Here is a 25,423-nt window from a genome sequence, read left to right on the forward strand (position 1 = left end):
TGATGATACGCTCATCACCTTTTTTGTTTATTCCACCATATCTTTGTCCGTCATCGATTCATTCAATTCATTTTTCTCTCTTCCATTTGCATCTTCTCCGCTGTTCATTTTACGCCCTTGGGGAGATTTTAGCATTTGTTGAATAACTCCATCGATTCGTTTTCTAGCATCGGCCGTTTGCGTATTCATTTCACTGATATTTTCGATTTGGTCCATATGTTTCGGATTATCTGAGACGTATACATGATAATAACGAGGAACTACAGACATGGCTGTACGTTTTACCTGATCGGCTGCGTTGTTCCTATTTTTAGGATCTGTTTTATAAGCAACAAGCACATCTTTATCGGTTACTAGCGTAGCGGCTTGCTTAATATTTGGAATAGCGGTGCTCAGTTTACTAATATTATCGGCTGCTTCTTCTCGATTAAATGTTCCTACTTGGTTCATATTGGAACTTTGTTCATTTGTGTTTTTAGTGTATCGGACATATCCATAATTTGTGCCGCTATTATTATTTGGATTATAATAATGATTAGGCTCGTTTACATTAATGGCATCTGGGTTGTTTGGTGATAAATTTTCATTTTCAGCTGTGTTTTTATTTTGACAGCCAATGGTTAAAATACTTGTTATCAAAGCGATTCCAAGAATAGATTTCTTCATCATTTCCACCTCCTGTAGTTAAATATCGTACGCCAGGTAAACCGGCAAACCTTCATGTAGAGCATAAAAGATCAGTAGGTATATCGATAAAACTCCTACAGGATTAGAGTGCTGCTTATACGTGAAAAATTTCATGTTAATTGATGGTTTCATCATCATAATTATGGTATGGTAAATTTTAAGAGAAGAGGTGTGAGCAATGGTCTGTATCAATAATATTTGTTATGAAGTATTAAAAGATGAGCGCGAGGCATTTAATGAAGAGGCGTTTAGAGGTCGCTTTATCGACGTGCTGAGCCGCTATGACTATATTGTGGGGGATTGGGGATACAATCAGCTTCGATTGCGAGGCTTTTTTGATGATCGTAACCAAAAGGCAACGTATGATACGAAGATTAGTACGCTTCAAGACTATTTACATGAATATTGTAATTTTGGCTGTGCGTATTTTGTCTTAAAAAAAGTCCATAAGTAAAAAAAGGCAAGCCGAAGACACTAATTGTCCTTCACGCTGCCTTTTTTTTTAGATGATTTCATATAAAAATTCGCGAAGTTCCTGACCATCTTCGCTGTTTAGTTTAAATACTTCTTCAAGATAGTGGGGTTCTTCAAGGTCATCTTGTCCAATAATGGCAAAGCGTCCTCCTTGAATATCAAGAACAACTTGTTTGCCATAATAACGGTCGGTTTGGATGATTGCTAAATCAAACCGTTGATTTTCGCCCATAAAGCTGACAAACCGGGTCTTTGTAGATACGACATCGTCATATAGATAAAAGCGTTCGCTCATAGGTATACTCCTTTCATAGGTTGTATTTGTATCATATCAAATAAGGCCAAAAACAAAAATGAATTTATCAAATGGATAATGGGTCATGATAAAATAGAACAGGAAGCCCGTTTGCTTATGAAAGAAGATTTATAGAGAGCTGACAACTAGGGAGGAAATAATATGTACTTTGTAGATCGTGAAAAAATAGAAGCCACGCTTGTTTTTTTTGATGAACATGTTCGTTTGTTTGCTGAGCATTCGAGCTGGAATACAGAAATAGAGAAAAAGGCATTAGAGAGAATTGTACATCTTTTAATTGAAAACGTTTTAGATGTAGGAAATGCAATGATCGATGGATTTATTATGAGAGATCCAGGAAGTTACGACGATATCATTGACATTTTAGTTGATGAGAAAGTGGTTAAAAAAGAAGAAGAAACGCCATTAAAAGAGATCATTCAATTGCGTAAAAGCCTTGTTCAAGAATATGTGGATGTTAATCATCAGGATATTTATCAAAAAGTGATGCAGCATAAAGACGTAGTGGCAGCATTTTCAGAGCGCGTAAGGATATACCTAGAAACAGAATTAGGACCTGTGTCTGCTTTTCGTAACTAAAAACAAGCAAGTTGTAGTAGTATAAAAAATAAGCTATGATTTCAAGTATGACACTTGAAAGGAGATCACACAACATGAAGGAATATAAAGGGTATTTGATTGATTTAGACGGAACAATGTACAAAGGAACAGAGCTAATTGCCGAGGCGCGTGATTTTGTTATTAAATTAAAGGAAAAAGGAATTCCTTATTTATTTGTAACAAACAACTCAACAAAAACGCCTGATAAAGTAGCTGAAAAGCTAGAGGCATTTGGCATTCCTGCAACAGAAGAGCAAGTTTTTACAACAAGTCAGGCAACAGCTAATTATTTGCATGAACGCAAAGCAAACGCTTCAGCTTATGTAATTGGTGGAGAAGGAATCCGACATGCTTTGCTTGAAAAAGGATTTACCATTGAAGAGGAAGATACAGATTTTGTAGTTGTTGGTTTGGATCAAGAAATTACATATGAAAAATTAGCAAAAGCATGTTTGAACGTTCGAAACGGCGCCTTTTTTGTTTCAACAAACGGAGATATTGCGATTCCTACTGAAAGAGGCTTACTGCCTGGTAATGGATCTATCACGTCCGTTATTACGGTTTCTACTCAAACAAATCCAGTATTTATTGGCAAGCCAGAAAGTATTATTATGGAACAAGCCCTTGAAGTCATCGGTACGCCAAAAGAAGAAACGATCATGATTGGTGATTACTACGATACAGATATTTTAGCAGGGATGAATGCGGGCTTAGATACATTATTAGTCCATACAGGGGTAACGACAAGAGAGTTACTAGAAGGATATGAAAAAAAGCCAACTTATACGGTAGATTCACTAAAAGAGTGGATGGAGCGAATTTAAAAAGCTGTCAATTGACAGCTTTTTTTGTTTTTTAAAACCTTGCTATTCTTGGCTAGCAGCCCGATGCGCTAATCGACTAGAAGCAGCGGCGGCAATTGCGCCTACTAAATCATCTAAGAAAGTATGGCACTCTCCAGTAGATTTATCGTTTAATCTTTCTAGAATACCTGGCTTTTGTTTATCGATATACCCGTAATTGGTAAAGCCGATTGATCCGTAAACATTTACAATCGATAATGCTAAAATCTCATCGATACCGTATAAACCTTCGTCTTTCTCAAGAATATCTAAAAGAGGCGGCTCAATAATTTTTTTTTCTGTAAGGACATCTAGTTGAATACCCGTTAAAATAGCATTTTGAACTTCTCGTTTAGAAATGACGCGCTCGACGTTATATAAACAGTCTTCGATTGTTAAGTTTGGGTGATACTTTTTTTGCAAGTAATAGACCAGTTCAGCAATGTCTGTAAGAGCCACGCCGCGTTCTATTAACCATTCTCTTGCTTTTTTTTCTAACTCACTTTGTGTATGTTTTTTCTCCAAGTATCATCACCTGTTTTCTATATATTTTTAAGTCTAAAGTTGTTTCATACTACTAACCCGGAGTAAATAACTATAAATGGTGTATTTCTAATCTATTCATTCCTCCGTAAATATTATGACAAGTAATGTTGTTTTCCATCATATAATTTCTTGAATGAATGAAGAGAGGGATTAAAATGATACAAACCATTTATGAGCATTACGGATTACGTCCAAACGAATTTATGCCCGTTGGTAAATTTGAAGGTTTTCAGTATCGAGATATTTTATATACGATCATTAATGTAAAGCAAATGGAACAAGACGAGTTAAATGAACTATATCAAATGAGTCAATTTCTGATGGGGCAAGGTGATCGCCATGTGGCAACATTTATGCCTAATTTGAATGGTGAAATGATTACAGAAACTGAAACTGAAAAATTTATCATTTGCCGCTGTCTTGCGGAAGAGAAAAACCCCAATTTTTCACCTGGGCACGAGCTAGCTGTTTTTCATCAAAAAGGGAGGCTGTTTCCTTATGAAGTGGAAAAAGCAAACCGGCTAGGGCAATGGAAGTCCATGTGGGAGAAGCGTCTCGACCAGATGGAGCAATTTTGGTATGGAAGATTACGTGCTTTGCCTAATCAAGAGATGGAAAAACGTTTTTTAGAAACTTTTCCTTATTACCTAGGATTAACGGAAAATGCTATTCAATACCTAGTAGACACGGAAATTGATGATTTGCCTCGGTCAGTTGACGCTGCGACGATTTGTCATCATCGGTTCGGGCAAAAAACATGGGGGGAAGACTACGTTTACAAGCTCCCAGCAGATTGGGTCTTTGATCATCCTAGCAGAGATATAGCTGAATATATAAGGGAACAATATTTATTAACATACGCTGTCGATGAAAGGCACATGCATCAGTTTTTAAGTGAATATGAAAAGGTAAATCCACTTTCTTCTTTTTCATGGAGACTGTTATATGCTAGACTTCTTTTTCCTGTTCATTATTTTGAGGTCATTGAAGGGTACTACAGTGTACAAGATGAGCAGCAAAAACAAAAGTATTATGAGAAGCTAGAAGGGGTATTAGCTCATTCTTCTCACTACGAAGCTTTTCTGAAGCGCTTTTACCAGTCGATGGGCATTTCAACGTCTCGTTATCACATTCCTGAATTAACATGGATTCATTAAAAAGCGATTACTATAGAATATGATAAAATAGAAAAATAGGTGTTGGATAATCCAAACCCGTTTTTCTATTTTGTTTTTATGCATGCAGTTTAAAAAGGATAAAGAGGTGGCGTACATATGGACAAGCCGTTTGTATTTATTACGAGAAAAATACCGAATGAGTCAATTGAACCTTTAAAGGCAGTAGCGAATGTGGAAATGTGGGATAAAGAAGATGAGGCAGTCCCTCATGAGCTGCTTTGTGAAAAAGCTAAGCACGCACATGCTCTATTAACAATGCTTTCAGATCGTATTGATAGTGAATTACTTACGCAAGCTCCTCACTTAAAGCTTGTAGCTAACTTGGCGGTCGGATTCGATAATATTGACGTAGAAGCAGCAACTAAACGAGGAGTTATCGTTTCTAATACGCCTGCTGTTTTATCTGATACAACAGCAGATTTAACGTTTGGTTTGTTAATGAGTGTAGCTAGACGTTTAGTAGAAGCTGCTGAATATGTGAAAGAAAATCAGTGGAAAAGCTGGAGCCCATTTTTGTTAGCGGGTAGAGATGTTCATCATAAAACACTAGGTATTGTTGGAATGGGGAAAATTGGAGAGACGCTTGCGAAACGTGCTACAGGTTTTGATATGGAAATCCTTTACCACAATCGAAGCCGCAACCTTCAAGCAGAACAAAAGCTTGATGCAATTTACTGTGAGTTAAATGAGCTGCTTGAACGATCTGATTTTGTTGTTTGTTTGACACCGTTAACGGAGGAAACCAAACATTTATTTAATGCTGAAGCATTTGAACAGATGAAAAAAACTGCGATTTTTATTAATGCTTCAAGAGGAGCAGTGGTTGATGAGCAAGCGTTGTTACATGCAATTCAATCCGGTGAAATTGCTGGAGCAGGCTTGGATGTATTCGATCAAGAGCCCGTTTCTACTGCTCACCCTCTTCTTCAGTTACCTAATGTTGTAGCTCTTCCTCATATCGGCAGTGCCAGTATCGAAACGCGCACGGAAATGATTTCTTTATGTGTAAAAAACATTAAAGCAGTACTTACAAACGGGTCTCCTATTACAATTGTAAATAAAGAAGCGTTTGCGAAAAAATCATAATAGAAAAAGGCAATTTCATTTCGATGAAATTGTCTTTTTTTTATTAAAAAACAGTGGTAGCCATGTTATGATAATAAAATGAAATATTTTAAAAATTTACATTTATCTTTATATACCGATTTTTTTAACGTTTTTATGAGAAAAGATGGCAAGTAAACCTTGTAAAAAAGAAAAATAAGGTCTATAATGTCCTCTATAAGAGAACAAATGTATACGTAGAAAGAACACAGAGGTGAGGAATATGACAAAAAGTATTTCAGTAGGATTATTAGGGTTAGGAACGGTAGGAAGTGGAGTAGTCAAAATTATTGAAAATCATCAGGATAAATTAAGTCATCAAGTCGGGTGTCCTGTAGAAGTTAAAAAAGTAGTAGTTAAAGATATTGATAAGAAACGTGGCGTAGAAATCAGTGAAGATAAATTAACAACGAATGTTGAAGACGTTTTACATAACGCGGAGATTGACGTTGTCATTGAAGTAATGGGTGGCGTTGAAGAAACAAGAGATTATATCTTAACAGCCCTTCGTAATAAAAAGCATGTTGTAACGGCAAACAAAGATTTAATGGCAGTTTACGGCTCAGAATTGTTAACAGTAGCTTCTGAAAACAACTGTGATTTATTTTATGAAGCAAGTGTAGCTGGCGGTATTCCAATCCTTCGTGGATTAGCAGATGGATTAGCTTCTGATCGTATTACCAAAATGATGGGAATTGTAAATGGGACAACAAACTTCATTTTAACGAAAATGACAAAAGAAGGAAGCGCTTATGATGAAGTGTTAAAAGAAGCGCAGGATTTAGGATATGCTGAAGCGGATCCAACTTCTGATGTAGGTGGTTTAGATGCTGCTCGTAAAATGGCAATCTTGGCTACACTAGGATTTTCAATGAAAATTGACTTGGATGATGTTCGTGTTCAAGGTATTACAGAAGTAACGGAAGAAGACTTGCAATATAGTAAACAACTAGGCTATACGATGAAACTGATTGGATATGCACATCGTGACGGTGACAATGTAGAAGTTAGTGTTCAACCAACTCTTTTAGCAGATACACATCCTCTTGCTTCAGTAAGCGATGAGTATAACGCTGTATATGTATACGGAGAAGCTGTTGGAGAGACTATGTTCTATGGACCGGGGGCAGGAAGTCTACCAACTGCCACTGCTGTCGTATCGGATTTAGTAGGTGTTATGAAAAACATGCGTTTAGGTGTGAATGGTAAAAGTGCGGTAACACCTCAGTATCCAAAACAGTTAAAAGCAGAAGATGAAATGTTTTCAAAGCATTTCTTACGTATTCATGTTAAAGATCAAGTTGGAGCATTTGCAAAATTAACAACACTATTCTCAGAGCGTGGCGTGAGCTTCGAAAAAATTATCCAACTTCCTGTGAAAGGAAGCGAATTAGCCGAGATTGTTGTTGTTACACATAAAACATCTCAAAAAGATTATGAGGAAATCCTTCAGCAGCTTCGGGATTTACCAATTGTAGAAAATGTAAAAAGCAGTTACCGCGTAGAGGGAGTTGGCACAGTATGATGTGGAAAGGTCTATTAGCTCAATATAAAGAATTTTTACCTGTAACAGAGAAAACACCTATGCTTACACTACATGAAGGAAATACGCCTTTAATTCATCTTGCTCATTTATCCAAAGAGCTAGGCATTGATTTACATGTAAAAGTAGAAGGGTTAAATCCAACGGGGTCATTTAAAGACCGCGGAATGGTAATGGCTGTAGCAAAAGCAAAAGAAGAAGGAAGCAATACGGTTATTTGTGCATCTACTGGTAACACATCCGCAGCTGCAGCAGCTTATGCATCACGCGCTGGTATGCGCTGTATCGTTGTTATTCCAAATGGGAAAATTGCGATGGGGAAATTAGCTCAAGCTGTTATGTATGGTGCAGAAATTGTAGCAATTGAAGGAAACTTTGACCAAGCGCTTTCTATGGTTCGTAAGCTAAGTGAAACATCACCGGTGGCACTTGTAAACTCTGTGAACCCATACCGTATTGAAGGGCAAAAAACAGCTTCTTTCGAGATTTGTGAACAGCTTGGAAAAGCACCTGACGTTTTAGCTATCCCAGTGGGGAATGCAGGGAATATTACAGCTTACTGGAAAGGATTCAAAGAATACAGTGAGCGTCACCAAACATCTCTTCCTCACATGCACGGTTTTGAAGCAGAGGGTGCAGCGGCGATCGTGCGTAATGAAGTTATCGAAAATCCAGAAACAATTGCAACGGCTATTCGAATCGGAAATCCAGCAAGCTGGGATTATGCTGTAAACGCAGCAAAAGAATCAAACGGAAAAATTGATGAAGTGACAGATGAACAAATCTTAGAAGCATATCGTACAATTGCACGCAAAGAAGGCGTATTTGCAGAGCCAGGTTCTTGCGCTTCAATTGCTGGTGTATTCAAAGATGTAGCTTCTGGTAAAATTGAAAAAGGTTCAACGGTTGTAGCTGTACTAACAGGTAACGGATTAAAAGATCCAAACGTAGCAATCGATGCTCATAACGTAAAGCCAGTGGTTTTACCAAATGATGAAGAAAAGGTATTTGAGTATATCCAAGGTGTCGTTGCTTCATGCTAGAAAATGAGCGTTTTGTCATTACGGTCCCAGCTAGCTCTGCTAATTTAGGGCCAGGATTTGATTCCATTGGAGTGGCTTTATCTCGCTATTTAAGATTAACAGTAGAGCGTCATGACGAATGGATTTTTATCCCTGAAACAAAAGAAGTGCAAAGCATTCCCACAGGTACAGATAACTTAATGTATGAAGTGGCACAGGACGTGGCTCGTCAATTTAACATTGACCTTCCAAGTGCGAAGGTATCTGTTTGGAGCAACATTCCATTAGCAAGGGGACTTGGAAGCAGCGCATCGGCTATCGTAGCCGGAATCGAACTGGCAAATGTATTGTGTGACTTGCGTTTATCTAAAAGAGAAAAGCTTCGCATCAGCAGCTTAATGGAAGGACATCCCGATAACGTCAGCCCTTCTATTTATGGAGGAATTGTTGTTGGTTACCATCATGAAAATGAAACATATATTGCTCAAATACCTGAATTTGATGTCGATATCGTGATGGCTATTCCAGAATATGAATTAAAAACAACAGATGCCCGTGATGTGCTGCCTTCCGATATTAATTATCGCCATGCAGTAGAAGCTGGAGCAATCGGCAACATGCTAGTAGCAGCTCTGTTAAATAAAGATTTACCTCTGGTAGGCGAATTTATGGAGAAAGATTTATATCACGAACCTTATCGTATGAGGCTCGTGCCAGAGCTTTCTCTTGTGCGAAAAGAAGCAAAAGCTCTCGGCGCATACGGTGTGTCACTAAGCGGAGCCGGTCCGAGTGTGTTATGTTTAGCGCCAAAAGGAAAAGGAAAAGCGATTGCTGAACATATGTATGCTTTACTGCCGAACTGCGAAATAGATGTTTTACAAATTGATCGCAAAGGTGTATTTGTAGAAGCTGAAGTCACAACGAGCTAATAAAAAATCCTCATTCATTTGAATGAGGATTTTTTATTAGCAAGCCCCAATGAAATGGGAAATTGCTTTTATAATAAAATCAAAGAGATTAGAATACTTGTTCTACTTCAACTACACCAGGTACTTCTTCTAAAAGGGCACGTTCGATACCAGCTTTTAGCGTAATTGTTGAACTTGGGCAGCTTCCGCAAGCGCCTAAAAGACGTAACTTTACAATACCATCCTCTACGTCTACTAGCTCACAGTCTCCACCGTCGCGAAGTAAAAACGGACGAAGTTTTTCTAATACTTCTTGAACTTGCTCGTGCATTTCCGACATAACTATCGACTCCTTTCTTCTACTCTTATTATAAACGGTCTTTCATGAAAAATCTATCGGAGTATACATGGTAATGTTACCTTAAAAGAAAAAGATGTGCAATGAATCAGTTTTGTGTAAAATAGTATTCAAATGAAGTAAAAGTGTTAATAATCGTACAGTTTGTATGTAAAGATTCAAGGGGGATGTGTTATGCAATCAACTGAGGTAGAAGTGTGCATTTATGGAGCTGAAATTGTTTGTGCAAGCTGTGTTAACCTACCGTCTTCAAAAGACACCTATGATTGGCTAGAGGCAGCTATTTCTCGTAAATATCCGAATCAACCGTTTGTTATCACATATGTAGATATAAATGAGCCGCCTGCGGATCCGAAGAAAGAAGCCTTTGCCAAGCGTGTGATTGAGGAAAATTTATTCTATCCTGTAGTGGCCATTAATGGAGAAATTGTTGGTGAAGGAAATCCGAAATTAAAGCGCGTATTTGAGGAAATGGAGAAGTATGGTTTCCGCGCATCATAACGAAAAAAGCCGTTAGATTGTCAGTCATCTAACGGCTTTTTTTTATCCACTGTGGTGTTTATACATCCAAAGAATACCTGATTTTAATAATCGAGCTACGCGCCCTGTAATCGGACGTTCGGCAACTAAGCCAAACCCATGCTTTTTGCCTAATGAACCAAGTATGCCTTTTAATTTAATGGTTGGCAATTCATCAGGAAGCGCTTCGCCTTTCCAGCGGTGAAGAAGTACTTGGACAATTTGTTCAGCCTGACCTTCTGCAAGCTGAGCACTTGGTGCATGCGGTAAGCTTGCGCAGTCACCTAAAATGTAGACATTTTCATCGTCAGGCAAGTTATGGTATTTTGTTAATACGACTCGTCCTTGAGGATCCTTTTCTACGTCTAAATCGCGTACCACTTTATTTGGCTGAATGCCTGCTGTCCACACAATTGCATCGCTTTGAATGGGCTCATCATGATTATAAAGAATGTTAGGTTCTACTTTTGTAATATTAGCACTATTTACAATTTCGACACCGTTTGAAGTAAACCAAGTTTGAACGTAATTGCTTAAACGTTCTGGGAAAGCAGATAGAATTAATTTACCGCGGTCAAATAAGATAATTCTTAAATCAGGTCGGCTTTCTCTGAGCTCACTTGCTAGTTCTACTCCGCTTAATCCAGCTCCTACAATTGAAACAGTCGCGTGGGCTGGCAAGTTGTTTAATGTCTGATAAGTTGCTCGTGAAGCATCAATGGATTGAATGCTGTATGTATGCTCAAGAGCACCGGGAACCCCATGATATTTATCTTCGCATCCGAGTCCTACAATCAGGTCATCGTAAGCAATCATTTGATTATCGACATAGACACATTTCTCTTTCAGGTCTATGCGTTTTACACAGCCGTAGCGAATTTTTAAGCGAGGGTGTTCAGGAAAAGCAACACGGACATGCTGATCAGAGATTGTTCCAGCTGCAAGTGCATAGAATTCAGTTTTTAGTGAGTGATAAGGTGCTTTATCAATAAGCGTTACTTCTACATCGTTAGGCAAGTGATTCGGAAAAAGGCGCTGCAAAACGCGCATACCACCGTATCCGCCGCCCAGTATGACAAGGTTCTTCATGTGAATTTCCCCTTTAGCTTCATGCATTTTTGTTTTCTCTCTATTATTCTTGCTTTTAAGAATAGAGGGTACAAATTACCGTTAATAAGGATGGTTGCCAAAAAGTTATGAAAGGCTATATAAGATAACATATTTTACTTAAATAATAATTTAATATAACCTCGTTTGGTTTTCTATACATAAAAGTATAACTAAATTAATAAAAAACCACAATATGTTTCAACATAATTTCAAGCCACCCCCGTAATAAAGCTTTACTTGTGCATTTTTTGAAAAAAGTCTTTAGTGCTAAAAAGCGTGTGCAAAATGAACGTGAATTTCTAAAGTTGACGTTGAAAATGAAAGGAGATAGGATAAACTAATAGTAGAGAGGTGAAAAACGTGATACAGCCAATTATTGAATTTTGCGTTAGCAATTTAGCCAGCGGTTCTCAAACAGCTTTAGAAAAGCTTGAAAAAGATCCAAATCTAGATATTATTGAATACGGATGTTTAGGTTATTGCGGAAAATGTTCACAATCTTTATTTGCCTTAGTAAACGGAGAGATTGTTACGGCGGAAACACCTGAGCAGCTAGTAGATAATATCTACATTCATTTAGAAGAAAACCCAATGTTTTAAACTATCCCCGCTGTCGTATCCCTTTTTATCAGGAGATGGACAAGAGGCTAATAGAATAGATGATGTAAGCACGGCTAGTTTTACCGTGCTTTTTATGCATTTTTGAGCAAATATCTGCGCTTTAACCATCCTCTTTGCAATCATAATGCTTATTTTGTTTTTTAATACTCCAAAGGAGGACAAAATAAAAAACCCCTTAATCTTTATGATTAAGGAGCTAAAAAACGGGGGATGATATTATTGTGTACAAAAGAGAATCACTTTATACTAGAGCTACATAAAAAAATAATGGGTGATAAAATGAAAAATTTTCAGTTTACAAAAATGCATGCGCTTGGCAACAACTATATCTACGTAAATATGTTTGAAGAACATATAGAAGAGCAAGAGTTAGCGCCGCTTGCTGTAAAAGTCTCAAATGTTTATACGGGAATCGGATCGGATGGAATGATTCTTATTTGTCCATCTGAACGTGCAGATGTGAAAATGCGCGTATTTAATAATGACGGCTCTGAAGCAAAAAACTGCGGAAACGGTTTAAGATGTGTAGCTAAATATTCATATGAACATAATTTAGTAACAAGCGAAAGATTTTTTATCGAAACGCTTTCTGGAATTGTAGAAGCAACGGTGCATCCACAAGGTAATGAAGTTCCAGAAGTAACAATCGATATGGGAGAGCCTATTTTAGCTAGAGAACAAATTCCAATGACGGGAGCAAGCCAACACCAAGTTGTTGATGAAGAGATGGAGTTTGGAAAAGAACGGTTAAAAGGGACGGCTGTATCAATGGGAAATCCTCACGTCGTCTTTTACGTAAATGATATTGAACAAGCGCCCCTTACTACATTAGGTCCTGTGGTTGAAAAAGATTCGCGTTTCCCAGAAGGAGTGAACGTTGAATTTGTCGAGGTAGTGAACGAAAGCGAGCTGAACTTTCGTGTATGGGAAAGAGGTTCGGGTATCACTCAAGCATGTGGGACAGGAGCATGCGCTGCCGTTGTTTCTTCTGTGTTAAATGAGAAGACGAAAAAAGATGTTCCTACTGTCGTACACCTCGCTGGAGGAGATTTAACGATTGTTTGGCAAAATAAAGGCAATGTGCTAATGACAGGTCCAGCCAATGTGATTTGTGACGGCACATATTATTATTAAAAAATGAAGAAGCAGACGATTTGTCGTCACAGACATTTCGTCGTATACTAAACAAAAAAGGAGGTCTGTTTAAAAATGAGTCAAGATATCCTAACAATTACAGAAGCTGCAAGCTTTCAAATAAAAGATATGATGAAAGAACATGAAGAAGAAAATGCTTATTTACGTGTTAATGTAAATGGAGGAGGCTGTTCAGGTCTTTCTTACGGCATGGGTTTTGCTCACGAAGTAAATGAAAACGATACGCTGTTTGAACAACATGGCATTAAGATTCTTGTAGATAGCGAAAGTGCTCCAATTTTAAAAGATGTAAAAATTGATTACAAGCAATCTATGCTAGGCGGAGGGTTTACAATTGATAATCCGAACGCCATTGCAGCATGCGGCTGTGGCTCTTCTTTCCGTACAGCGAGCAACGCAGGTGCTCCCGAAGAGTGCTAAGTATATTTTTAAAGAAAAGCTTTTTTCACCTCATCTGGTGAAGAAAGCTTTTTTAGTGAGAAATTTTTGCATGTAACATCATCTACCAAAGTCGTTGACTGAATAATCAGTCTTTTTTATACTCAATAAAAAAGAGGAGATGAACGGATTTGGTAGATGCGACTCGTTACGACGTGGAACAAGTAGGAGGGTACGGAAGTTTTCGTAAAAAAAACACCTTGCCTATTCTATGGAAGGGTTTTATAAATTGGTTAAAACTTGAAAATAGGAAAATGGAGTTTAAGGATGCAAAAAGTATTCACTTCAGTGAATCACATTTATTTGTTCAACATTTGCCTTTCTCCTCAGGTGAAGTCTGTCATCAAAACTCGTCCTCTACGCCCCTTAACCATTCTGAACCTTACATTCGCTATTATGAGAATGCTAGCGCATCTTTGGCCGCAAGCTACGGAGCAGTTGAAGGGGAGCATATTCTACTTATTGAACGTATTTTCGGTCAATCAGAGGTAGTAAAATATTTAAGCAAGCTCGAAGGCTTGAAGGCCTACAGAATGAGCGTAACTAGTCAAAAAGGGAACCATTCATTTTATGAAATCTGTTTAATAAGCAGTGATGCAGAAATGATGAGTGAAATCATTCACCGAATGGTTACACCAATCGAGCAATAAAAAAAGCAGGCGAGAGCCTGCTTTTTTTATGAGAACATTGACGTACTGTGCATAGGCTGTAAGCGAGCCTTTGGATCAATATATGCTTTAGCGTTATTAACGGCAGTCGGACCTTCGCCAAATCCTGCCACGATGAGTTTTACTTTTCCATCATATGTGCAGACATCACCTGCTGCATAAATGCCAGGAATATTTGTTTCTTGTTTTGAGTTAACAACAATTGCATTTTTCTCTAAATCTAAGTCCCATTCTTTAATCGGACCTAGAGAAGAAACAAATCCAAAGTTTACAATAACATCATCTACGTCTACGACTGTTTTTTCTTCACCTTTTGTATTTTCTAAAACAACTTGTGTGATGCGGTCATCTCCAATAAATTCAACCGGTACATATGGTGTTTTAATGTCAACTGAAGAATTAAGTAAGTTTTCTACGCTATGTTCATGAGCTCGGAATTTGTCTCGGCGGTGCGTTAACGTTACTTTTTCTGCAATAGGCTCTAACATAAGAGACCAGTCTACAGCAGAGTCCCCGCCTCCGCATACTAATACTTTGCGGCCTTTGAATTTATTCATATCATCCACAAAATAATGAAGGTTCGCTTGCTCGAACTGTTCTGCATTTTCTAGTTCAATTTTACGGGGCTTGAATGCACCGTTTCCAGCTGTAATAATAATTGTTTTTGAATAGTGGACTTCAGAATTAGTGGTTAATCGAAATACGCCGTCCGCTTGTTTTTCTACCTTTTCTACTGCTTGCTCTAGCGCAACTGCAGGTTTAAATTGATCCATTTGCTCTTTTAGGTTATTGACTAATTCTTGAGCGCGTACTTTTGGAAAACCAGCTACATCATAAATATATTTTTCAGGATATAAAGCAGAAAGCTGTCCACCAAGCTGTGGTAAGCTTTCGATAATTTTTACGCTTGCTTGACGCATACCGCCATAAAATGCTGTAAATAAGCCTGTAGGGCCGCCTCCGATGATGGTAATATCATATACTTGTTTATCTTCTTTCATTTATAATCACCTCTAGATTGTTCTGTGCCAATGCATATTCTACTTTATGATAGCATAGTAAATTATAAAATATCATTAAAACACGCTGGAATGTTTGAGAAACTTTCTCAACTTAAAGATCAGTATTTGCAATCATTAACATAACCACACGTTTTGGTCAAATATAAAACTGGGCATACAGGAAAGTAATTGAAAATTTAAAAGCTTGTAAATACAAAGTGAAGGGTTGAAAAACCGATTAAAAAAGCATAAGATGTTTGTGTAAATCAAGCTAGGACTTATGCTTACATTTTTTTGAAAAAGAAAAAATGTATTTTTTTAAAAAAGAACGTGAAGTGATTCACATTATTTTTCTTATATGAATAATAAATGGATAACGATGATCGTTCTTGCTCAAACTAACATAAAAAAGCAAACCAAATAAAATTGCTCTTATCATTATATTTGTAAGACATACTTGTGACTATAACTAAAAAAGGTGGATGACATTCCTATGAAAAAGCCTAAAATCGTCATTTTGGGTGCCGGGTATGGCGGCATTATGACAATTGTTAACTTACAAAAGAAACTGGGTGCTAGCGATGCGGAAATTGTTTTAGTAAATAAAAACGATTACCATTACGAAACGACATGGCTTCATGAAGTATCAGCAGGTACAATTCATCAAGATCGCTCTCGTGTTCCTGTTAAAAATTTAATTAACACAAATAAGGTTACATTTATTAAAGACACGGTCGTAGATATTAAGTTAGATGAAAAGCGTGTTCTTCTTGAAAACAGTGAGCTAACGTACGATTATTTAGTAGTTGCCTTAGGATATGAAGCAGAAACTTTCGGAATTAAAGGTTTAAAAGAACATGCATTTACCATTACGAGCATTAATGCAGCACGTCAAATTCGTGAGCATATTGATTATGTGTTTGCGACATACAACAATGAAGTGGAAAAAAGAGACGAACTTCTGACAATTATTGTTGGAGGTGCTGGCTTTACCGGCATTGAATTTGTGGGAGAATTAGCAAATCGAGTCCCTCAGCTTTGCAAAGAATTTGATATTCCGCGTGAAAAAGTACGCGTTATTTGTGTAGAAGCAGCGCCTACGGCTTTACCTGGTTTTGATCCAGAACTTGTAGAATATGCGGTAACACAACTAGAGCGAAAAGGAATCGAGTTCAAGATCGGAACAGCGATTAAAGAGTGTACAGAAGAAGGAATTATTGTATCAAAAGATGACCAAGTAGAAGAAATTAAATCAGCAACAGTTGTATGGGCTGCAGGTGTTCGAGGCAGTCATTTGATTGAAAAAGCTGGGTTTGAAAACATGCGCGGACGTGTAAAAGTAAGCAACAGCTTGCTGGCACCAGGACATGAAGATGTGTTTGTTATTGGAGATTGTTCACTAATGATTAACCCGGAAACAGAACGTCCTTACCCACCTACAGCTCAAATTGCTATGCAGCAAGGCGGTACATGCGCTGAAAATATTAGCCTTTTGATGAAAGGTCAAAAAGAATTAAGTGAGTTCAAACCAGATATTAAAGGAACGGTATGTTCGTTAGGGCATGATGACGCAATTGGCGTTGTATACGGTCGAAAACTATTTGGTTCAAGCGCATCTTTTATGAAAAAAGTTGTTGATAATCGCTCGCTTTTCCTTCAAGGCGGAGCAGGTCTTGTATTGAAAAAGGGAAAATTTAATTTCTTTTAAAACAAAAAGCAAAAGGTCTTTAAACCTTTTGCTTTTTTTGGTATTAACTTACTTTTCTGTGATTGACGCCTTCATTACTCTTAAGTAAACTGAAAGTATAAAGAGTAACGGAGGCGAAAAGCAATGGAAATGAGTGTGCCTGTACTAATTATCTCCATCTTGCTGTTTTTTGTTTTGTTTTTTGGAATCGGTTTCTTATTAAATATGCTGCTTCGCATGTCTTGGATTATGGCCATTATTTATCCCGTGATTTTTATTTTTATTATTGATGATGTACGGGCAGTTGATTACATTCAACATCCCGCTCAATCCTTTCAGCAGCTAGGGGAAAAAGTGCTATCTTTAGCTACAGCTGACATCGCGATTTTAATGGCAGGGTTTGTAGGTGCACTAGCTTCCGGCATTACCATTAAATCTTTACGAACAAGAGGGTACCAAATGTTTTAAATGTAAATTCTTCTCGCAAACGAATAATTTGTTTTTATGTTGGAAACAAATAGATTCGTGAGAGGAGTTGTGGAAATCACAATGATTGGAAAAATAGCAAAGCGATTCATTATGTGCCTATTACTGGTCGGAGCGCTGTTTACCACATATGAAGCAATTACTGGCGTCCCAATAACCACAGTCATCAAATATATGCCTTTTATAAACCGTACAGGGCATCCTCTAATGAATGAAAGGCTCTTGCCATCATTTCTAAAACCACTAAGAGCTGAAGCAGCTAGCAATGACAAAGAGCGTCTGACGATTGAAGAAGCATTTGATTGGTCGCGTTATCCATCTAAGAATGTATTGGCTACGGGCTACACAGCTGGCTACGAGTCAACTGGGAAAAATCCCAGTCATCCAGGGTATGGTATTACATATTCAGGCGTTAAAGTAAAACGTGACTTGTATTCAACCATCGCTGCTGATTTAACCATATTTCCAATCGGCACGATCTTGTTTATTCCGGGCTATGGCTACGGAGTGGTAGCAGATAAAGGTGGGGCTATTAAAGGCAATCATCTTGATTTATATTTTGAAACTGTTTCCGATGTGTATAACATATGGGGTAAGAAAGAATTAAACGTCTATGTAGTGAAATCAGGAGACGGCCGTTTAACTGAAGAAGAGTTAACAATGCTGAATGAAAAGAAATCGATGCAAGTTTTTCGTCAGCAGGTGAAATAAACGAGAAACACATGAAGAATTCTTCATGTGTTTTCTTATGTTTTATGGCCATACATAATACATCACAAAAGCAACCGCTATTCCTGTTAAGGCTCCAAAGAATACTTCAATGGGCTTATGCCCAAGCAGCTCTTTTAGTTTCACTTGTTTTTCTTCCTCTTCATTGGTCGTCCACAGCTTTGCTTCTTTTACTGCGCGCTGAAAGTCTTCAACTAAACGGTTTAAGACCGTTGCTTGCTCTCCTGCGTGTCTTCTTACTCCTTTAGCATCGAACATGACAATGATGGCAAAAATAGTGGAGAGAGCAAAAATAGGGGATTTAAGACCTTCTGCTAGCCCAATGGCAGTTGCTAAGGAAGTTACGGCTGCCGAGTGAGAGCTTGGCATGCCTCCTGTACTAAAAAATAAGCTTCCGTCTATTTTTTTAGTAGCTACAAAAGAAAGGGGAATCTTAATAAATTGAGCAAAGAAAATAGCGATTAATGAACTCCAAAGTGGAAAATTTGAGAATAACTCCATTGAGACGTCCTCCCTCAACTTAAAATGTCTGAAAGCTAAACCCGTATGATGAAAAAAAGTGGTAGATGAAAGTATATGTGTGAAACTAAGGTTTTTGAACTGTGATTAAAAATTGTATTTCTGCTATCATATGTATATAGATGAAAACAGTGGTGAATATGATATATATTCCACTTGCTGAATAGATTAAACAAAGCAGATGATAAATAAAAATAAAATATCTATACGTAAAAGGGAGGAATTTTATGTTTTCGCACGTAGAAACATATGGTGTTGATCGCCAAACAGAAGCGCTCGTAATCGGTTTATTTAATCAAAACCAACAGTTTGACGGCCTTCTAAAAGAAATTGATGATGCTTTGGGTGGACAGCTCATTCATTTGATTAAGGAAGGAGATATTCGTGTACAAGAAAAACGTATATCAACAATCCATACACTAGGAAAATTAGGAGCAAAACGTCTTTATTTTGTAGGACTCGGACGAAAACAAGCGTTAACTAAAAATGGGCTCAAAGAGAGCTTTGGACTTTTATTTAAAAAGTTAAAAGAAGCGAAGATTTCAAACGCATCGGTCGCCCTTCCTACATTTGATACGGGAGAGTGGTCAGAGCAAGAAACCGCAGCTTTACTAGGGGAAGCTCAACAGCTTGCTATGTATGAGTTTGAAAACTACAAAAAGAAATCAAATGAACCTGACAAGCAGCTTGAGAAAATTGAACTGTTTTCTTTACATAAAGACGTTGTACAATCTGCGTTGGTTGGATATACGTACGGAAGAGCAACAAATTCAGCGCGCACCCTCGTTAACTTACCAAGCAATATGCTAACAGCTACAGATTTAGCTAATTATGCAGTAGAAATGGCACATACATACGATTTTGAATATGAAATTTTAGAAAAAGAAGAGATGGAAACATTAGGAATGGGCGCACTGTTAGCAGTCAATCAAGGTTCCGCAGAGCCTCCTAAAATGATTGTGCTGAAATATCAAGGAAAAGAAAAATGGGAAGACGTTATTGGGTTGGTAGGAAAAGGGATTACCTTTGACACAGGTGGTTACTCTATTAAATCTAAAGACGGGATTGTAGGCATGAAAACAGATATGGGTGGAGCTGCATCTGTGCTTGGCGCAATGGAAGCGATTGGGGAATTAAAACCTCATCAAAACGTAGTAGCCGTCATTCCATCAACTGACAACGTTATTAGTGCACGTGCTTTTAAGCCAGATGATGTTATTACAGCAATGAATGGAAAGACAATAGAAGTGCTGAACACAGATGCTGAAGGGCGTTTAGCGTTAGCTGATGGTATTTCATATGCCAAACATCATGGAGCAAATTATTTAGTAGACGTGGCGACATTAACGGGTGGTGTAATTGTAGCTCTTGGTACACATACAACTGGGGCAATGACGAATGATTCTGCTTTTTTACAGCACATAGCGAAAGCGAGCATTGAGACAGGCGAACCGATTTGGGAGCTGCCTATTACAGAACGAGACAAAAAGCGTGTTCGGGGAAGTAAGGTAGCAGATTTAAACAACTCTCCTGGACGGGAGGGGCACGCAATTATGGCAGGAACCTTTATTGGTGAGTTTGCAGAGCAAACACCATGGGTTCATTTAGATATTGCTGGAACTGCAACGTCCGCTGCTTCTCATGAATTAGGACCTTCAGGTGCAACAGGCGTGATGGTGCGAACACTAGCTGCAATGGTTTGTTCATTTGAAGCCAAGTAATGAAAAGAATATAGCAGTGATATAAAGGAACGTAAAATAAAAAGAAGCATCGTGGATGCTTCTTTTTTAATATGTTTGCATAATGTTTTTTCTTTTTAGTGAGAAAAGATTATTTAGAAAAATCCTTATATTGTTAAGGCTGGAGAGAATTTAAACAAACGTTTATTTAGTAAGGTGATTGACTTTTTTTTATACCTAATATAATGAACATGTTGTTTATCTCTTTAATGTTTTAGTGCGATAAAGTTAAAAAGGGAATGGAGGTTTCAAAATGAATGCAGTATTAATAGCTGTGCTCGTGATGCTGATTTTGAGCTTATTGCGTATCAACGTTGTCTTTTCTTTAGCAGTCGGAGCGCTAATTGGGGGATTTGTTGGCGGTATCAGCCTCACAGATACAGTAAGTATATACACAGATGGTCTTGGAAACAGTGCCTCTGTTGCATTAAGCTATGCTTTGTTTGGAGGATTTGCAATGGCCGTTTCGCGGACAGGGCTGCCTGATGCCGTTGTTCAGCTAGCGTTAAAAATAGTAGGAAAAGAAGGAGAAACGAAAAAGAAGTCACTCTCAAAAGTACTAATTTTATTGATCATCCTTATTATTTCGTGTTTTTCTCAAAACGTTATTCCGGTTCACATTGCATTTATTCCGCTTTTAATTCCACCTCTATTAAAAGTATTTAATCAGTTGAAAATAGATCGCCGATTAGTCGCAACAGTTATTACATTTGGATTGGTTACATCTTATATGTATTTGCCGGCAGGATTCGGTAAGATTTATCACGACATTTTATTTACTAACATCAAAGAAAGTGGATTAACAATTGATAAAGGAGATATTACCACGGCGATGGCTCTTCCAGCTTTAGGAATGGTAGTGGGCTTATTGTTTGCTATTTTTATTTCGTATCGCAAACCGCGCAGTTATGAAGACATTGATATTGATCAAGGCACAGAGGAGCGTACAGGTTACACAAAAAGAGGAATTATAGTAGCTTTACTTGCGATTGTAGCGGCTTTAACTGTGCAGCTCTTAGTAGATTCTATGATTTTCGGAGCGCTTGCAGGGATTGTTGTCGTTTATTTCAGCGGGGCTTTGAAGTGGAGCGAAGCAGATCCAGTATTAACGAACGGAATGAGAATGATGGCTTTCATCGGATTTGTTATGCTGTCAGCCTCTGGTTTTGCAAAAGTTCTTCAAGAAACTGGAGATGTAGAAGCGTGTAAAAGACTCTGTTGCTCTTATTGATGGAAACCAAATGCTCGGTGCATTTCTTATGCTTGTCATCGGGCTTTTAGTCACAATGGGCATTGGTTCTTCTTTCTCTACCATTCCAATTATCGCGACGATTTTTGTTCCTCTTTGCTTAGAGCTTGGTATGAGTCCAATGGCAACGATTTGTATTGTTGGTACAGCTGGAGCGCTTGGAGACGCTGGTTCACCAGCTTCAGACAGTACGCTTGGACCAACATCTGGGTTAGCAGTCGATCGTCAACATGATCATATTTGGGATACGTGTGTACCAACTTTTCTTCACTATAACATTCCACTCATTATTTTTGGATGGATTGCCTCGGTTATCTTGTAAATAGAGAGCCGATAATTAAAAAAAGCAGCCGATCAAAACCGGCTGCTTTTTTTCATGCTTGAGAAAGAGTAGAAGCAGTGCTGTCACAAGCTCCTAATGCTTGCTCTACAGCGTGAAGAGATTGTTCAATGCGTTCACGATTTGAATCTTTCTCTACTGTTTGAAGAGCTTGTGCAAGGCTTGCCTTTGCCTGATTTAATGATGTACAAGAATCCTGTACGTAACCTCTAGCGTTTTTAGACATTCTTCTTCCTCCTAACCAAAAATGAGAATCAATAAGTAGTATGAGTAATTTGCAGGGAATTATGAGGGGGAATAATAAAAAAGGATTAACTCTTATGAAAGGAGTTAATCCTGTCAGCCTAACTGTTTAAATTGGTTGGAATGTAGAAGTTCAAGCACTTTCTTATCAAGCTCCTTAATTTTCTTTACAGCCAAATTATATTCCATTTCACGGTAATGGTGTTTGCCGCCTGGCTCTTCATCTGCTTCATCAGCTAATTTGACTACTTTTTGAAGAGGGTGTTGGTGAATGGTTCCTTCAGGCAAATACGAGTCTGTGTGTAGTAAAATAGCTAAAGCAATTTCTTTTGCTGCCTGGGGTTCCTCACCTAAACGAATGAGTAATTTATGTGCACGTTCAGCACCTTTAATAGCGTGAATATCATTTTGACGATACTTCTCATAATCCCACTGACCATTTGTGTACCATTCGTAGTGGCCAATATCATGAAGCAGCGCTGCTTTTGTAGCTAAATCGGGGTTTACATTATGCTGTACGGATAGACGAAACGCATGATAGGCGACGGATACAGCATGCGCAATGCCAGATCGAGTTAAATATTTTTGAGCGATAGGATGCGTGAAAATTTCTACTAGCGTAACATGTCTCATCATGTCATCCCTCCTAAAGAAAAAATATATTTCCAAATACAATATCATATTTATATCCTAAATACAATTATCGTGTAATTTGTTTTTACATCCAAAAAAGGAATATATTATAATATTCAAAATAAAACAACATGTACATCTTTTTTTAAAGAAAATAAGACTTTTTTTCTTGTATTTACCATCTAATATTTAACGAAACGTGACAGCAGTCAAATTGGTTATCGGGATGAATAAACGTAATTTTAATATAGTCTGGGGTATAAAAAACATCGATTTTTGTCTTAACACCAGTTGAAAGAATGAGTCTTTTTACTTCACTCATTTTGGATTCTTGAGCAGCAGCTTTTATTTTTTTTATTAAAGTTGGTGAAGTATTAGCTCTTTGAATAAATATAGTAGCGCTTTGCATGGTAGAGGGAATAACTTTAAGAGATTGCTGAAATGTCGCTATGTCCGCCTCAGGTAAGTTAGGTACCCTGTATGTATAAGGGTGAGGCATGTAATACGATGGCCAATAGTAAGACAAGGGAGCAAATGATTTCATATAAGAATCCTCCTAAAAAACGGATTTTTATTATGTATATGTAGAGGGTTCGTATATGTTGTAGCAAAACCGTTATTGTATACTAGATACAAAGGGAGGTAAGTATATGGAAACAAAAGATACGCTGTTAGAAGCATTAGGAATTGAGATTATTAGTGCGAGTGAACAAAGAGTGGAAGCGACGATGCGTGTTGATGAGCGAACGCGTCAGCCATTCGGGCTTTTACACGGAGGAGCATCGGTGGCGTTAGCTGAAACTGTGGCTAGTCTAGGTGCTATTAAAAGTGTAGATATCGAAAAGGAAATCTGCGTAGGTTTAGAAATTAATGCCAATCATATCAAAGGGAAAAAAGACGGAATAGTCACAGCTATAGGCGTTCCTTTACATAAAGGAAAAAAAACAGCGGTTTGGGAAGTGAAAATTCAAGATGAAGAAGAGAATTTAATCTGCATATCCAGATGCACGCTTGCCATTCTGCCTAAAGCCTAAACATAAGAATGCTTAGTCTAGAAGGTGTGAGGTATGCTTTTGGAGTCAGGAGGAGCCACCTCACACACTCGTGTTAGAGTTTAAAGAGAATTTGGAAGAGCGAATACATAAAAAAGTGAAAAAATAGGTAAAAAAAGAAGCGAAATTATGTCTATTCGTGACAGTTACCCTGCGCATAGAGACATGCTCTAGAATATAGTAGTAGTAAAGTATTCTTTTTATTCAGCAACTAGAATATTCATAATATTAAAAATAAGAACAGAAAATAGACCTTCCGATTGTTCAATCGTGCTATAATAGCATTAATATAGTAGGGCGGTTTATTTTACAAAGGGGTGATAATATTGGATAAGAACTCTCAGTATTTATTCATTGATTTTGAATTTACAATGCCAGAGTATAAGGGTTTTCCAAAAGGCTTTTTTCCGGAAATCATTGAAGTTGGTTTGGTGTTTGTTAAAAATCAAGAAATCATTGATCGTTTCTCCTCTTACGTACAGCCTACACACTTTACAAAATTAACTGAGCGCTGTAAATCATTTCTCCATATCGAACAAAATCAAGTAAATGAAGGCATTACGCTAGAGCAACTTGTACAGCGACTGGGCATGTATAAAAACAGCACGATTATTACATGGGGGAACATGGATATGAAAGTATTGAGGCAGTGCTGTCAAAAAAATAAGGTGCCATTTCCTTTTACAGGTAAAGAAATTGATCTTTCAATGGAGTATAAGCGCTTTTTTGGAGATCAAAATCAAACTGGCCTTTGGAAAGCTGTGCAAGAGTATGGTAAAGAAGGAACTGGAAAGCACCACTGCGCGCTTGATGATGCGATGACGACACTCAACATCTTTAAGCTTGTAGAAAAAGATAAGCGATACCTTCAAAAACCGGAGCCAACGACCATAGGAGATCGAATCGATTTTTCAAAAGTATTAAATAAATTCGCATTATAAAAGCCAAATCACTTCTATGTGAATTTGGCTTTTTGCTTAATAAATACCGTATTCTTTTTTTAACTCTTCTAAACAGGCAATACTTGCTTGAGCAAAAGGGCTATCTTTGGCTTGTTGTTCAGCTATCTTTAATTCAAGTGCTTTTTTTAGTGAATTCTTATAATCAGGAACGCTGTCTTCATAGAGATGAACCATTTTTTGAGGAATATTGGCCTGCTCTCGAAATGCAAGTGCTTTTCGCTCGTGAAAAAAAGGTACGTCCACTTGTCCAGGGTTATGTAAGTCACCTTGTTCAGGATGCTTTAACACAGCTTGAATCCGCACAACATAATGTAAATCTCGAACTTGTGTAATTTCACCGATGTATTTCCCAGTTTTATAAAGTGCCGTAACGGTTTGACCAATTTTGAATGTCATATTGCCAGATCTCCTTTAAGTAAAGTGTTTGTTATCAACAGTATAAATCAAAACCCCCTACCGTTTCTATGAAAGGATGTTGTACATGATGTATTTAATGTTTTTGCTTTATTTTCCGGAAGATAAAACAGAGTATATTCCTGCTTTTGCTACAATGGCGATTTTTGTACTAGCAGCAGTTGCAGTTTGGCGTTTAATCATTAAGGTTTCTAAAAAAGAAGAAGAAAAAACGAAGGAATTAGAAGCAAAGCTGAAAGAACAAGAAAATAAGAAATCACTGTAATGAAATGCAAATAAA

Annotated in this window: 31 protein-coding genes and 1 pseudogene; 21 read left to right on the top strand and 11 right to left on the bottom strand. The window is 37.7% G+C overall.

The annotated features are described in order from the left end of the window. Positions 1-27: 27 nt before the first annotated feature. The gene (locus M3225_RS22580) at positions 28-666 is read right to left on the bottom strand and encodes a YhcN/YlaJ family sporulation lipoprotein (protein ID WP_251397490.1); all 639 of its coding nucleotides are present in this window, start codon (positions 664-666) and stop codon (positions 28-30) included. A 199-nt stretch (positions 667-865) separates the two neighbouring features. Here M3225_RS22580 and M3225_RS22585 point away from each other — a divergent pair, with 199 nt between their 5' ends. Further along, positions 866-1,141, top strand: a complete 276-nt coding sequence (locus M3225_RS22585) for a YutD family protein (protein ID WP_013059635.1) — start codon at positions 866-868, stop codon at positions 1,139-1,141. Between the two features lie 48 nt (positions 1,142-1,189). Here M3225_RS22585 and M3225_RS22590 read toward each other — a convergent pair whose 3' ends face one another. Next, a complete protein-coding gene (locus tag M3225_RS22590) occupies positions 1,190-1,456 on the bottom strand; it encodes a DUF3055 domain-containing protein (RefSeq protein ID WP_033580450.1) in 267 nt (88 codons plus the stop codon). 162 nt (positions 1,457-1,618) lie between these two features. On the opposite strand from M3225_RS22590, the gene M3225_RS22595 reads away from it, so the two are divergent. Together M3225_RS22595 and M3225_RS22600 are read left to right on the top strand one after the other, a co-directional pair. Continuing rightward, complete coding sequence (locus tag M3225_RS22595; RefSeq protein ID WP_251397492.1) at positions 1,619-2,056, top strand: DUF86 domain-containing protein; 438 nt, start codon at positions 1,619-1,621, stop codon at positions 2,054-2,056. A 74-nt stretch (positions 2,057-2,130) separates the two neighbouring features. Next, positions 2,131-2,901, top strand: a complete 771-nt coding sequence (locus M3225_RS22600; protein WP_013059632.1) for a TIGR01457 family HAD-type hydrolase — start codon at positions 2,131-2,133, stop codon at positions 2,899-2,901. Between the two features lie 42 nt (positions 2,902-2,943). On the opposite strand, the gene M3225_RS22605 is transcribed toward M3225_RS22600, so the two are convergent. Further along, positions 2,944-3,444, bottom strand: a complete 501-nt coding sequence (locus tag M3225_RS22605; protein ID WP_251397494.1) for a phosphatidylglycerophosphatase A family protein — start codon at positions 3,442-3,444, stop codon at positions 2,944-2,946. Positions 3,445-3,620: 176 nt separating this feature from the next. Between M3225_RS22605 and yutH the strand changes: the two genes are divergently transcribed. From yutH to thrB, 5 genes are all read left to right on the top strand, one after another. After that, on the top strand, positions 3,621-4,622 hold the full coding sequence (gene yutH, locus M3225_RS22610) for a spore coat putative kinase YutH (RefSeq protein ID WP_251397496.1): 1,002 nt from the start codon (positions 3,621-3,623) through the stop codon (positions 4,620-4,622). A 117-nt stretch (positions 4,623-4,739) separates the two neighbouring features. Next, positions 4,740-5,729, top strand: a complete 990-nt coding sequence (locus M3225_RS22615) for a 2-hydroxyacid dehydrogenase (protein WP_251397499.1) — start codon at positions 4,740-4,742, stop codon at positions 5,727-5,729. 241 nt (positions 5,730-5,970) lie between these two features. Further along, on the top strand, positions 5,971-7,272 hold the full coding sequence (locus M3225_RS22620; RefSeq protein ID WP_251397502.1) for a homoserine dehydrogenase: 1,302 nt from the start codon (positions 5,971-5,973) through the stop codon (positions 7,270-7,272). Next, positions 7,272-8,333, top strand: a complete 1,062-nt coding sequence (gene thrC, locus M3225_RS22625) for a threonine synthase (protein WP_251397859.1) — start codon at positions 7,272-7,274, stop codon at positions 8,331-8,333. The genes M3225_RS22620 and thrC overlap by 1 nt, the downstream gene beginning before the upstream one ends. Beyond that, a complete protein-coding gene (gene thrB / locus M3225_RS22630; protein WP_057239789.1) occupies positions 8,327-9,241 on the top strand; it encodes a homoserine kinase in 915 nt (304 codons plus the stop codon). The genes thrC and thrB overlap by 7 nt, the downstream gene beginning before the upstream one ends. 88 nt (positions 9,242-9,329) lie before the next feature. Here the strand turns inward: thrB and M3225_RS22635 are convergent, their stop codons facing one another. Beyond that, a complete protein-coding gene (locus tag M3225_RS22635; protein ID WP_013059625.1) occupies positions 9,330-9,560 on the bottom strand; it encodes a NifU family protein in 231 nt (76 codons plus the stop codon). Positions 9,561-9,752: 192 nt separating this feature from the next. On the opposite strand from M3225_RS22635, the gene M3225_RS22640 reads away from it, so the two are divergent. Beyond that, complete coding sequence (locus M3225_RS22640; protein WP_251397506.1) at positions 9,753-10,079, top strand: YuzD family protein; 327 nt, start codon at positions 9,753-9,755, stop codon at positions 10,077-10,079. 42 nt (positions 10,080-10,121) lie between these two features. Here M3225_RS22640 and M3225_RS22645 read toward each other — a convergent pair whose 3' ends face one another. After that, positions 10,122-11,186 (bottom strand): NAD(P)/FAD-dependent oxidoreductase, encoded by a 1,065-nt coding sequence (locus M3225_RS22645; RefSeq protein WP_251397509.1) that lies wholly within the window; start codon positions 11,184-11,186, stop codon positions 10,122-10,124. A 381-nt stretch (positions 11,187-11,567) separates the two neighbouring features. On the opposite strand from M3225_RS22645, the gene M3225_RS22650 reads away from it, so the two are divergent. The 4 genes from M3225_RS22650 (at position 11,568) to M3225_RS22665 (ending at position 14,071) form a co-directional block, all read left to right on the top strand. Continuing rightward, positions 11,568-11,807 carry a YuzB family protein gene (locus tag M3225_RS22650; RefSeq protein ID WP_013059622.1) on the top strand — a complete coding sequence of 80 codons (240 nt, stop codon included), beginning with the start codon at positions 11,568-11,570 and terminating at the stop codon, positions 11,805-11,807. 300 nt (positions 11,808-12,107) lie between these two features. Beyond that, positions 12,108-12,962 (top strand): diaminopimelate epimerase, encoded by an 855-nt coding sequence (gene dapF, locus M3225_RS22655; protein ID WP_251397512.1) that lies wholly within the window; start codon positions 12,108-12,110, stop codon positions 12,960-12,962. A 75-nt stretch (positions 12,963-13,037) separates the two neighbouring features. After that, positions 13,038-13,403 (top strand): HesB/IscA family protein, encoded by a 366-nt coding sequence (locus tag M3225_RS22660; RefSeq protein ID WP_013059620.1) that lies wholly within the window; start codon positions 13,038-13,040, stop codon positions 13,401-13,403. A 149-nt stretch (positions 13,404-13,552) separates the two neighbouring features. Beyond that, positions 13,553-14,071 carry a hypothetical protein gene (locus tag M3225_RS22665; protein ID WP_251397515.1) on the top strand — a complete coding sequence of 173 codons (519 nt, stop codon included), beginning with the start codon at positions 13,553-13,555 and terminating at the stop codon, positions 14,069-14,071. A gap of 26 nt (positions 14,072-14,097) precedes the next feature. On the opposite strand, the gene M3225_RS22670 is transcribed toward M3225_RS22665, so the two are convergent. Next, positions 14,098-15,090 (bottom strand): NAD(P)/FAD-dependent oxidoreductase, encoded by a 993-nt coding sequence (locus M3225_RS22670; RefSeq protein ID WP_251397518.1) that lies wholly within the window; start codon positions 15,088-15,090, stop codon positions 14,098-14,100. 493 nt (positions 15,091-15,583) lie between these two features. On the opposite strand from M3225_RS22670, the gene M3225_RS22675 reads away from it, so the two are divergent. The 3 genes from M3225_RS22675 to M3225_RS22685 all read left to right on the top strand — a co-directional run bounded on the left by M3225_RS22675 (position 15,584) and on the right by M3225_RS22685 (position 17,974). Then, positions 15,584-16,798, top strand: coding sequence for an NAD(P)/FAD-dependent oxidoreductase (locus tag M3225_RS22675; RefSeq protein ID WP_251397521.1), 1,215 nt, complete (start codon positions 15,584-15,586; stop codon positions 16,796-16,798). Positions 16,799-16,921: 123 nt separating this feature from the next. Then, positions 16,922-17,245 (top strand): YuiB family protein, encoded by a 324-nt coding sequence (locus tag M3225_RS22680; protein ID WP_251397524.1) that lies wholly within the window; start codon positions 16,922-16,924, stop codon positions 17,243-17,245. 81 nt (positions 17,246-17,326) lie between these two features. Beyond that, positions 17,327-17,974 (top strand): 3D domain-containing protein, encoded by a 648-nt coding sequence (locus M3225_RS22685; RefSeq protein WP_251397527.1) that lies wholly within the window; start codon positions 17,327-17,329, stop codon positions 17,972-17,974. A 42-nt stretch (positions 17,975-18,016) separates the two neighbouring features. Here the strand turns inward: M3225_RS22685 and M3225_RS22690 are convergent, their stop codons facing one another. Then, entirely contained in the window at positions 18,017-18,493 is a 477-nt protein-coding gene (locus M3225_RS22690; RefSeq protein ID WP_251397531.1) for a divergent PAP2 family protein, read from the bottom strand. A gap of 245 nt (positions 18,494-18,738) precedes the next feature. On the opposite strand from M3225_RS22690, the gene M3225_RS22695 reads away from it, so the two are divergent. Together M3225_RS22695 and M3225_RS22700 are read left to right on the top strand one after the other, a co-directional pair. Beyond that, complete coding sequence (locus M3225_RS22695) at positions 18,739-20,232, top strand: leucyl aminopeptidase (RefSeq protein ID WP_251397534.1); 1,494 nt, start codon at positions 18,739-18,741, stop codon at positions 20,230-20,232. A 271-nt stretch (positions 20,233-20,503) separates the two neighbouring features. After that, positions 20,504-21,821, top strand: a pseudogene (locus M3225_RS22700) (Na+/H+ antiporter family protein). A gap of 52 nt (positions 21,822-21,873) precedes the next feature. Here the strand turns inward: M3225_RS22700 and M3225_RS22705 are convergent. The 3 genes from M3225_RS22705 to M3225_RS22715 all read right to left on the bottom strand — a co-directional run bounded on the left by M3225_RS22705 (position 21,874) and on the right by M3225_RS22715 (position 23,259). Further along, positions 21,874-22,065 (bottom strand): hypothetical protein, encoded by a 192-nt coding sequence (locus tag M3225_RS22705; protein ID WP_251397537.1) that lies wholly within the window; start codon positions 22,063-22,065, stop codon positions 21,874-21,876. 113 nt (positions 22,066-22,178) lie between these two features. Continuing rightward, positions 22,179-22,715, bottom strand: coding sequence for an HD domain-containing protein (locus M3225_RS22710; protein WP_251397862.1), 537 nt, complete (start codon positions 22,713-22,715; stop codon positions 22,179-22,181). Positions 22,716-22,890: 175 nt separating this feature from the next. After that, positions 22,891-23,259: a hypothetical protein gene (locus M3225_RS22715; RefSeq protein WP_251397540.1), complete on the bottom strand. Its 369-nt coding sequence runs from the start codon at positions 23,257-23,259 to the stop codon at positions 22,891-22,893. A 106-nt stretch (positions 23,260-23,365) separates the two neighbouring features. Here M3225_RS22715 and M3225_RS22720 point away from each other — a divergent pair, with 106 nt between their 5' ends. Continuing rightward, positions 23,366-23,749, top strand: coding sequence for a hotdog fold thioesterase (locus tag M3225_RS22720; RefSeq protein ID WP_251397543.1), 384 nt, complete (start codon positions 23,366-23,368; stop codon positions 23,747-23,749). A gap of 344 nt (positions 23,750-24,093) precedes the next feature. Beyond that, positions 24,094-24,708, top strand: coding sequence for a 3'-5' exonuclease KapD (gene kapD / locus M3225_RS22725; RefSeq protein ID WP_013085312.1), 615 nt, complete (start codon positions 24,094-24,096; stop codon positions 24,706-24,708). Between the two features lie 36 nt (positions 24,709-24,744). Here kapD and M3225_RS22730 read toward each other — a convergent pair whose 3' ends face one another. Beyond that, on the bottom strand, positions 24,745-25,125 hold the full coding sequence (locus tag M3225_RS22730; RefSeq protein WP_251397546.1) for a kinase-associated lipoprotein B: 381 nt from the start codon (positions 25,123-25,125) through the stop codon (positions 24,745-24,747). 85 nt (positions 25,126-25,210) lie between these two features. On the opposite strand from M3225_RS22730, the gene M3225_RS22735 reads away from it, so the two are divergent. Then, on the top strand, positions 25,211-25,408 hold the full coding sequence (locus M3225_RS22735) for a hypothetical protein (RefSeq protein WP_251397549.1): 198 nt from the start codon (positions 25,211-25,213) through the stop codon (positions 25,406-25,408). Positions 25,409-25,423: the final 15 nt, after the last annotated feature.

Source organism: Priestia aryabhattai (assembly GCF_023715685.1).
Taxonomy (GTDB): Bacteria; Bacillota; Bacilli; order Bacillales; family Bacillaceae_H; genus Priestia; species Priestia aryabhattai_B.

Excerpts from the sequence above, each read along its gene's own strand:
- M3225_RS22580 (WP_251397490.1), bottom strand. The coding sequence starts at position 666 with ATGAAGAAATCTATTCTTGGAATCGCTTTGATAACAAGTATTTTAACC.
- M3225_RS22585 (WP_013059635.1), top strand. The coding sequence starts at position 866 with ATGGTCTGTATCAATAATATTTGTTATGAAGTATTAAAAGATGAGCGC.
- M3225_RS22590 (WP_033580450.1), bottom strand. The coding sequence starts at position 1,456 with ATGAGCGAACGCTTTTATCTATATGACGATGTCGTATCTACAAAGACC.
- M3225_RS22595 (WP_251397492.1), top strand. The coding sequence starts at position 1,619 with ATGTACTTTGTAGATCGTGAAAAAATAGAAGCCACGCTTGTTTTTTTT.
- M3225_RS22600 (WP_013059632.1), top strand. The coding sequence starts at position 2,131 with ATGAAGGAATATAAAGGGTATTTGATTGATTTAGACGGAACAATGTAC.
- yutH (WP_251397496.1), top strand. The coding sequence starts at position 3,621 with ATGATACAAACCATTTATGAGCATTACGGATTACGTCCAAACGAATTT.
- M3225_RS22615 (WP_251397499.1), top strand. The coding sequence starts at position 4,740 with ATGGACAAGCCGTTTGTATTTATTACGAGAAAAATACCGAATGAGTCA.
- M3225_RS22620 (WP_251397502.1), top strand. The coding sequence starts at position 5,971 with ATGACAAAAAGTATTTCAGTAGGATTATTAGGGTTAGGAACGGTAGGA.
- thrC (WP_251397859.1), top strand. The coding sequence starts at position 7,272 with ATGTGGAAAGGTCTATTAGCTCAATATAAAGAATTTTTACCTGTAACA.
- thrB (WP_057239789.1), top strand. The coding sequence starts at position 8,327 with ATGCTAGAAAATGAGCGTTTTGTCATTACGGTCCCAGCTAGCTCTGCT.
- M3225_RS22635 (WP_013059625.1), bottom strand. The coding sequence starts at position 9,560 with ATGTCGGAAATGCACGAGCAAGTTCAAGAAGTATTAGAAAAACTTCGT.
- M3225_RS22640 (WP_251397506.1), top strand. The coding sequence starts at position 9,753 with ATGCAATCAACTGAGGTAGAAGTGTGCATTTATGGAGCTGAAATTGTT.
- M3225_RS22645 (WP_251397509.1), bottom strand. The coding sequence starts at position 11,186 with ATGAAGAACCTTGTCATACTGGGCGGCGGATACGGTGGTATGCGCGTT.
- dapF (WP_251397512.1), top strand. The coding sequence starts at position 12,108 with ATGAAAAATTTTCAGTTTACAAAAATGCATGCGCTTGGCAACAACTAT.
- M3225_RS22660 (WP_013059620.1), top strand. The coding sequence starts at position 13,038 with ATGAGTCAAGATATCCTAACAATTACAGAAGCTGCAAGCTTTCAAATA.
- M3225_RS22670 (WP_251397518.1), bottom strand. The coding sequence starts at position 15,090 with ATGAAAGAAGATAAACAAGTATATGATATTACCATCATCGGAGGCGGC.
- M3225_RS22675 (WP_251397521.1), top strand. The coding sequence starts at position 15,584 with ATGAAAAAGCCTAAAATCGTCATTTTGGGTGCCGGGTATGGCGGCATT.
- M3225_RS22680 (WP_251397524.1), top strand. The coding sequence starts at position 16,922 with ATGGAAATGAGTGTGCCTGTACTAATTATCTCCATCTTGCTGTTTTTT.
- M3225_RS22685 (WP_251397527.1), top strand. The coding sequence starts at position 17,327 with ATGATTGGAAAAATAGCAAAGCGATTCATTATGTGCCTATTACTGGTC.
- M3225_RS22690 (WP_251397531.1), bottom strand. The coding sequence starts at position 18,493 with ATGGAGTTATTCTCAAATTTTCCACTTTGGAGTTCATTAATCGCTATT.
- M3225_RS22695 (WP_251397534.1), top strand. The coding sequence starts at position 18,739 with ATGTTTTCGCACGTAGAAACATATGGTGTTGATCGCCAAACAGAAGCG.
- M3225_RS22705 (WP_251397537.1), bottom strand. The coding sequence starts at position 22,065 with ATGTCTAAAAACGCTAGAGGTTACGTACAGGATTCTTGTACATCATTA.
- M3225_RS22710 (WP_251397862.1), bottom strand. The coding sequence starts at position 22,715 with ATGAGACATGTTACGCTAGTAGAAATTTTCACGCATCCTATCGCTCAA.
- M3225_RS22715 (WP_251397540.1), bottom strand. The coding sequence starts at position 23,259 with ATGAAATCATTTGCTCCCTTGTCTTACTATTGGCCATCGTATTACATG.
- M3225_RS22720 (WP_251397543.1), top strand. The coding sequence starts at position 23,366 with ATGGAAACAAAAGATACGCTGTTAGAAGCATTAGGAATTGAGATTATT.
- M3225_RS22730 (WP_251397546.1), bottom strand. The coding sequence starts at position 25,125 with ATGACATTCAAAATTGGTCAAACCGTTACGGCACTTTATAAAACTGGG.
- M3225_RS22735 (WP_251397549.1), top strand. The coding sequence starts at position 25,211 with ATGATGTATTTAATGTTTTTGCTTTATTTTCCGGAAGATAAAACAGAG.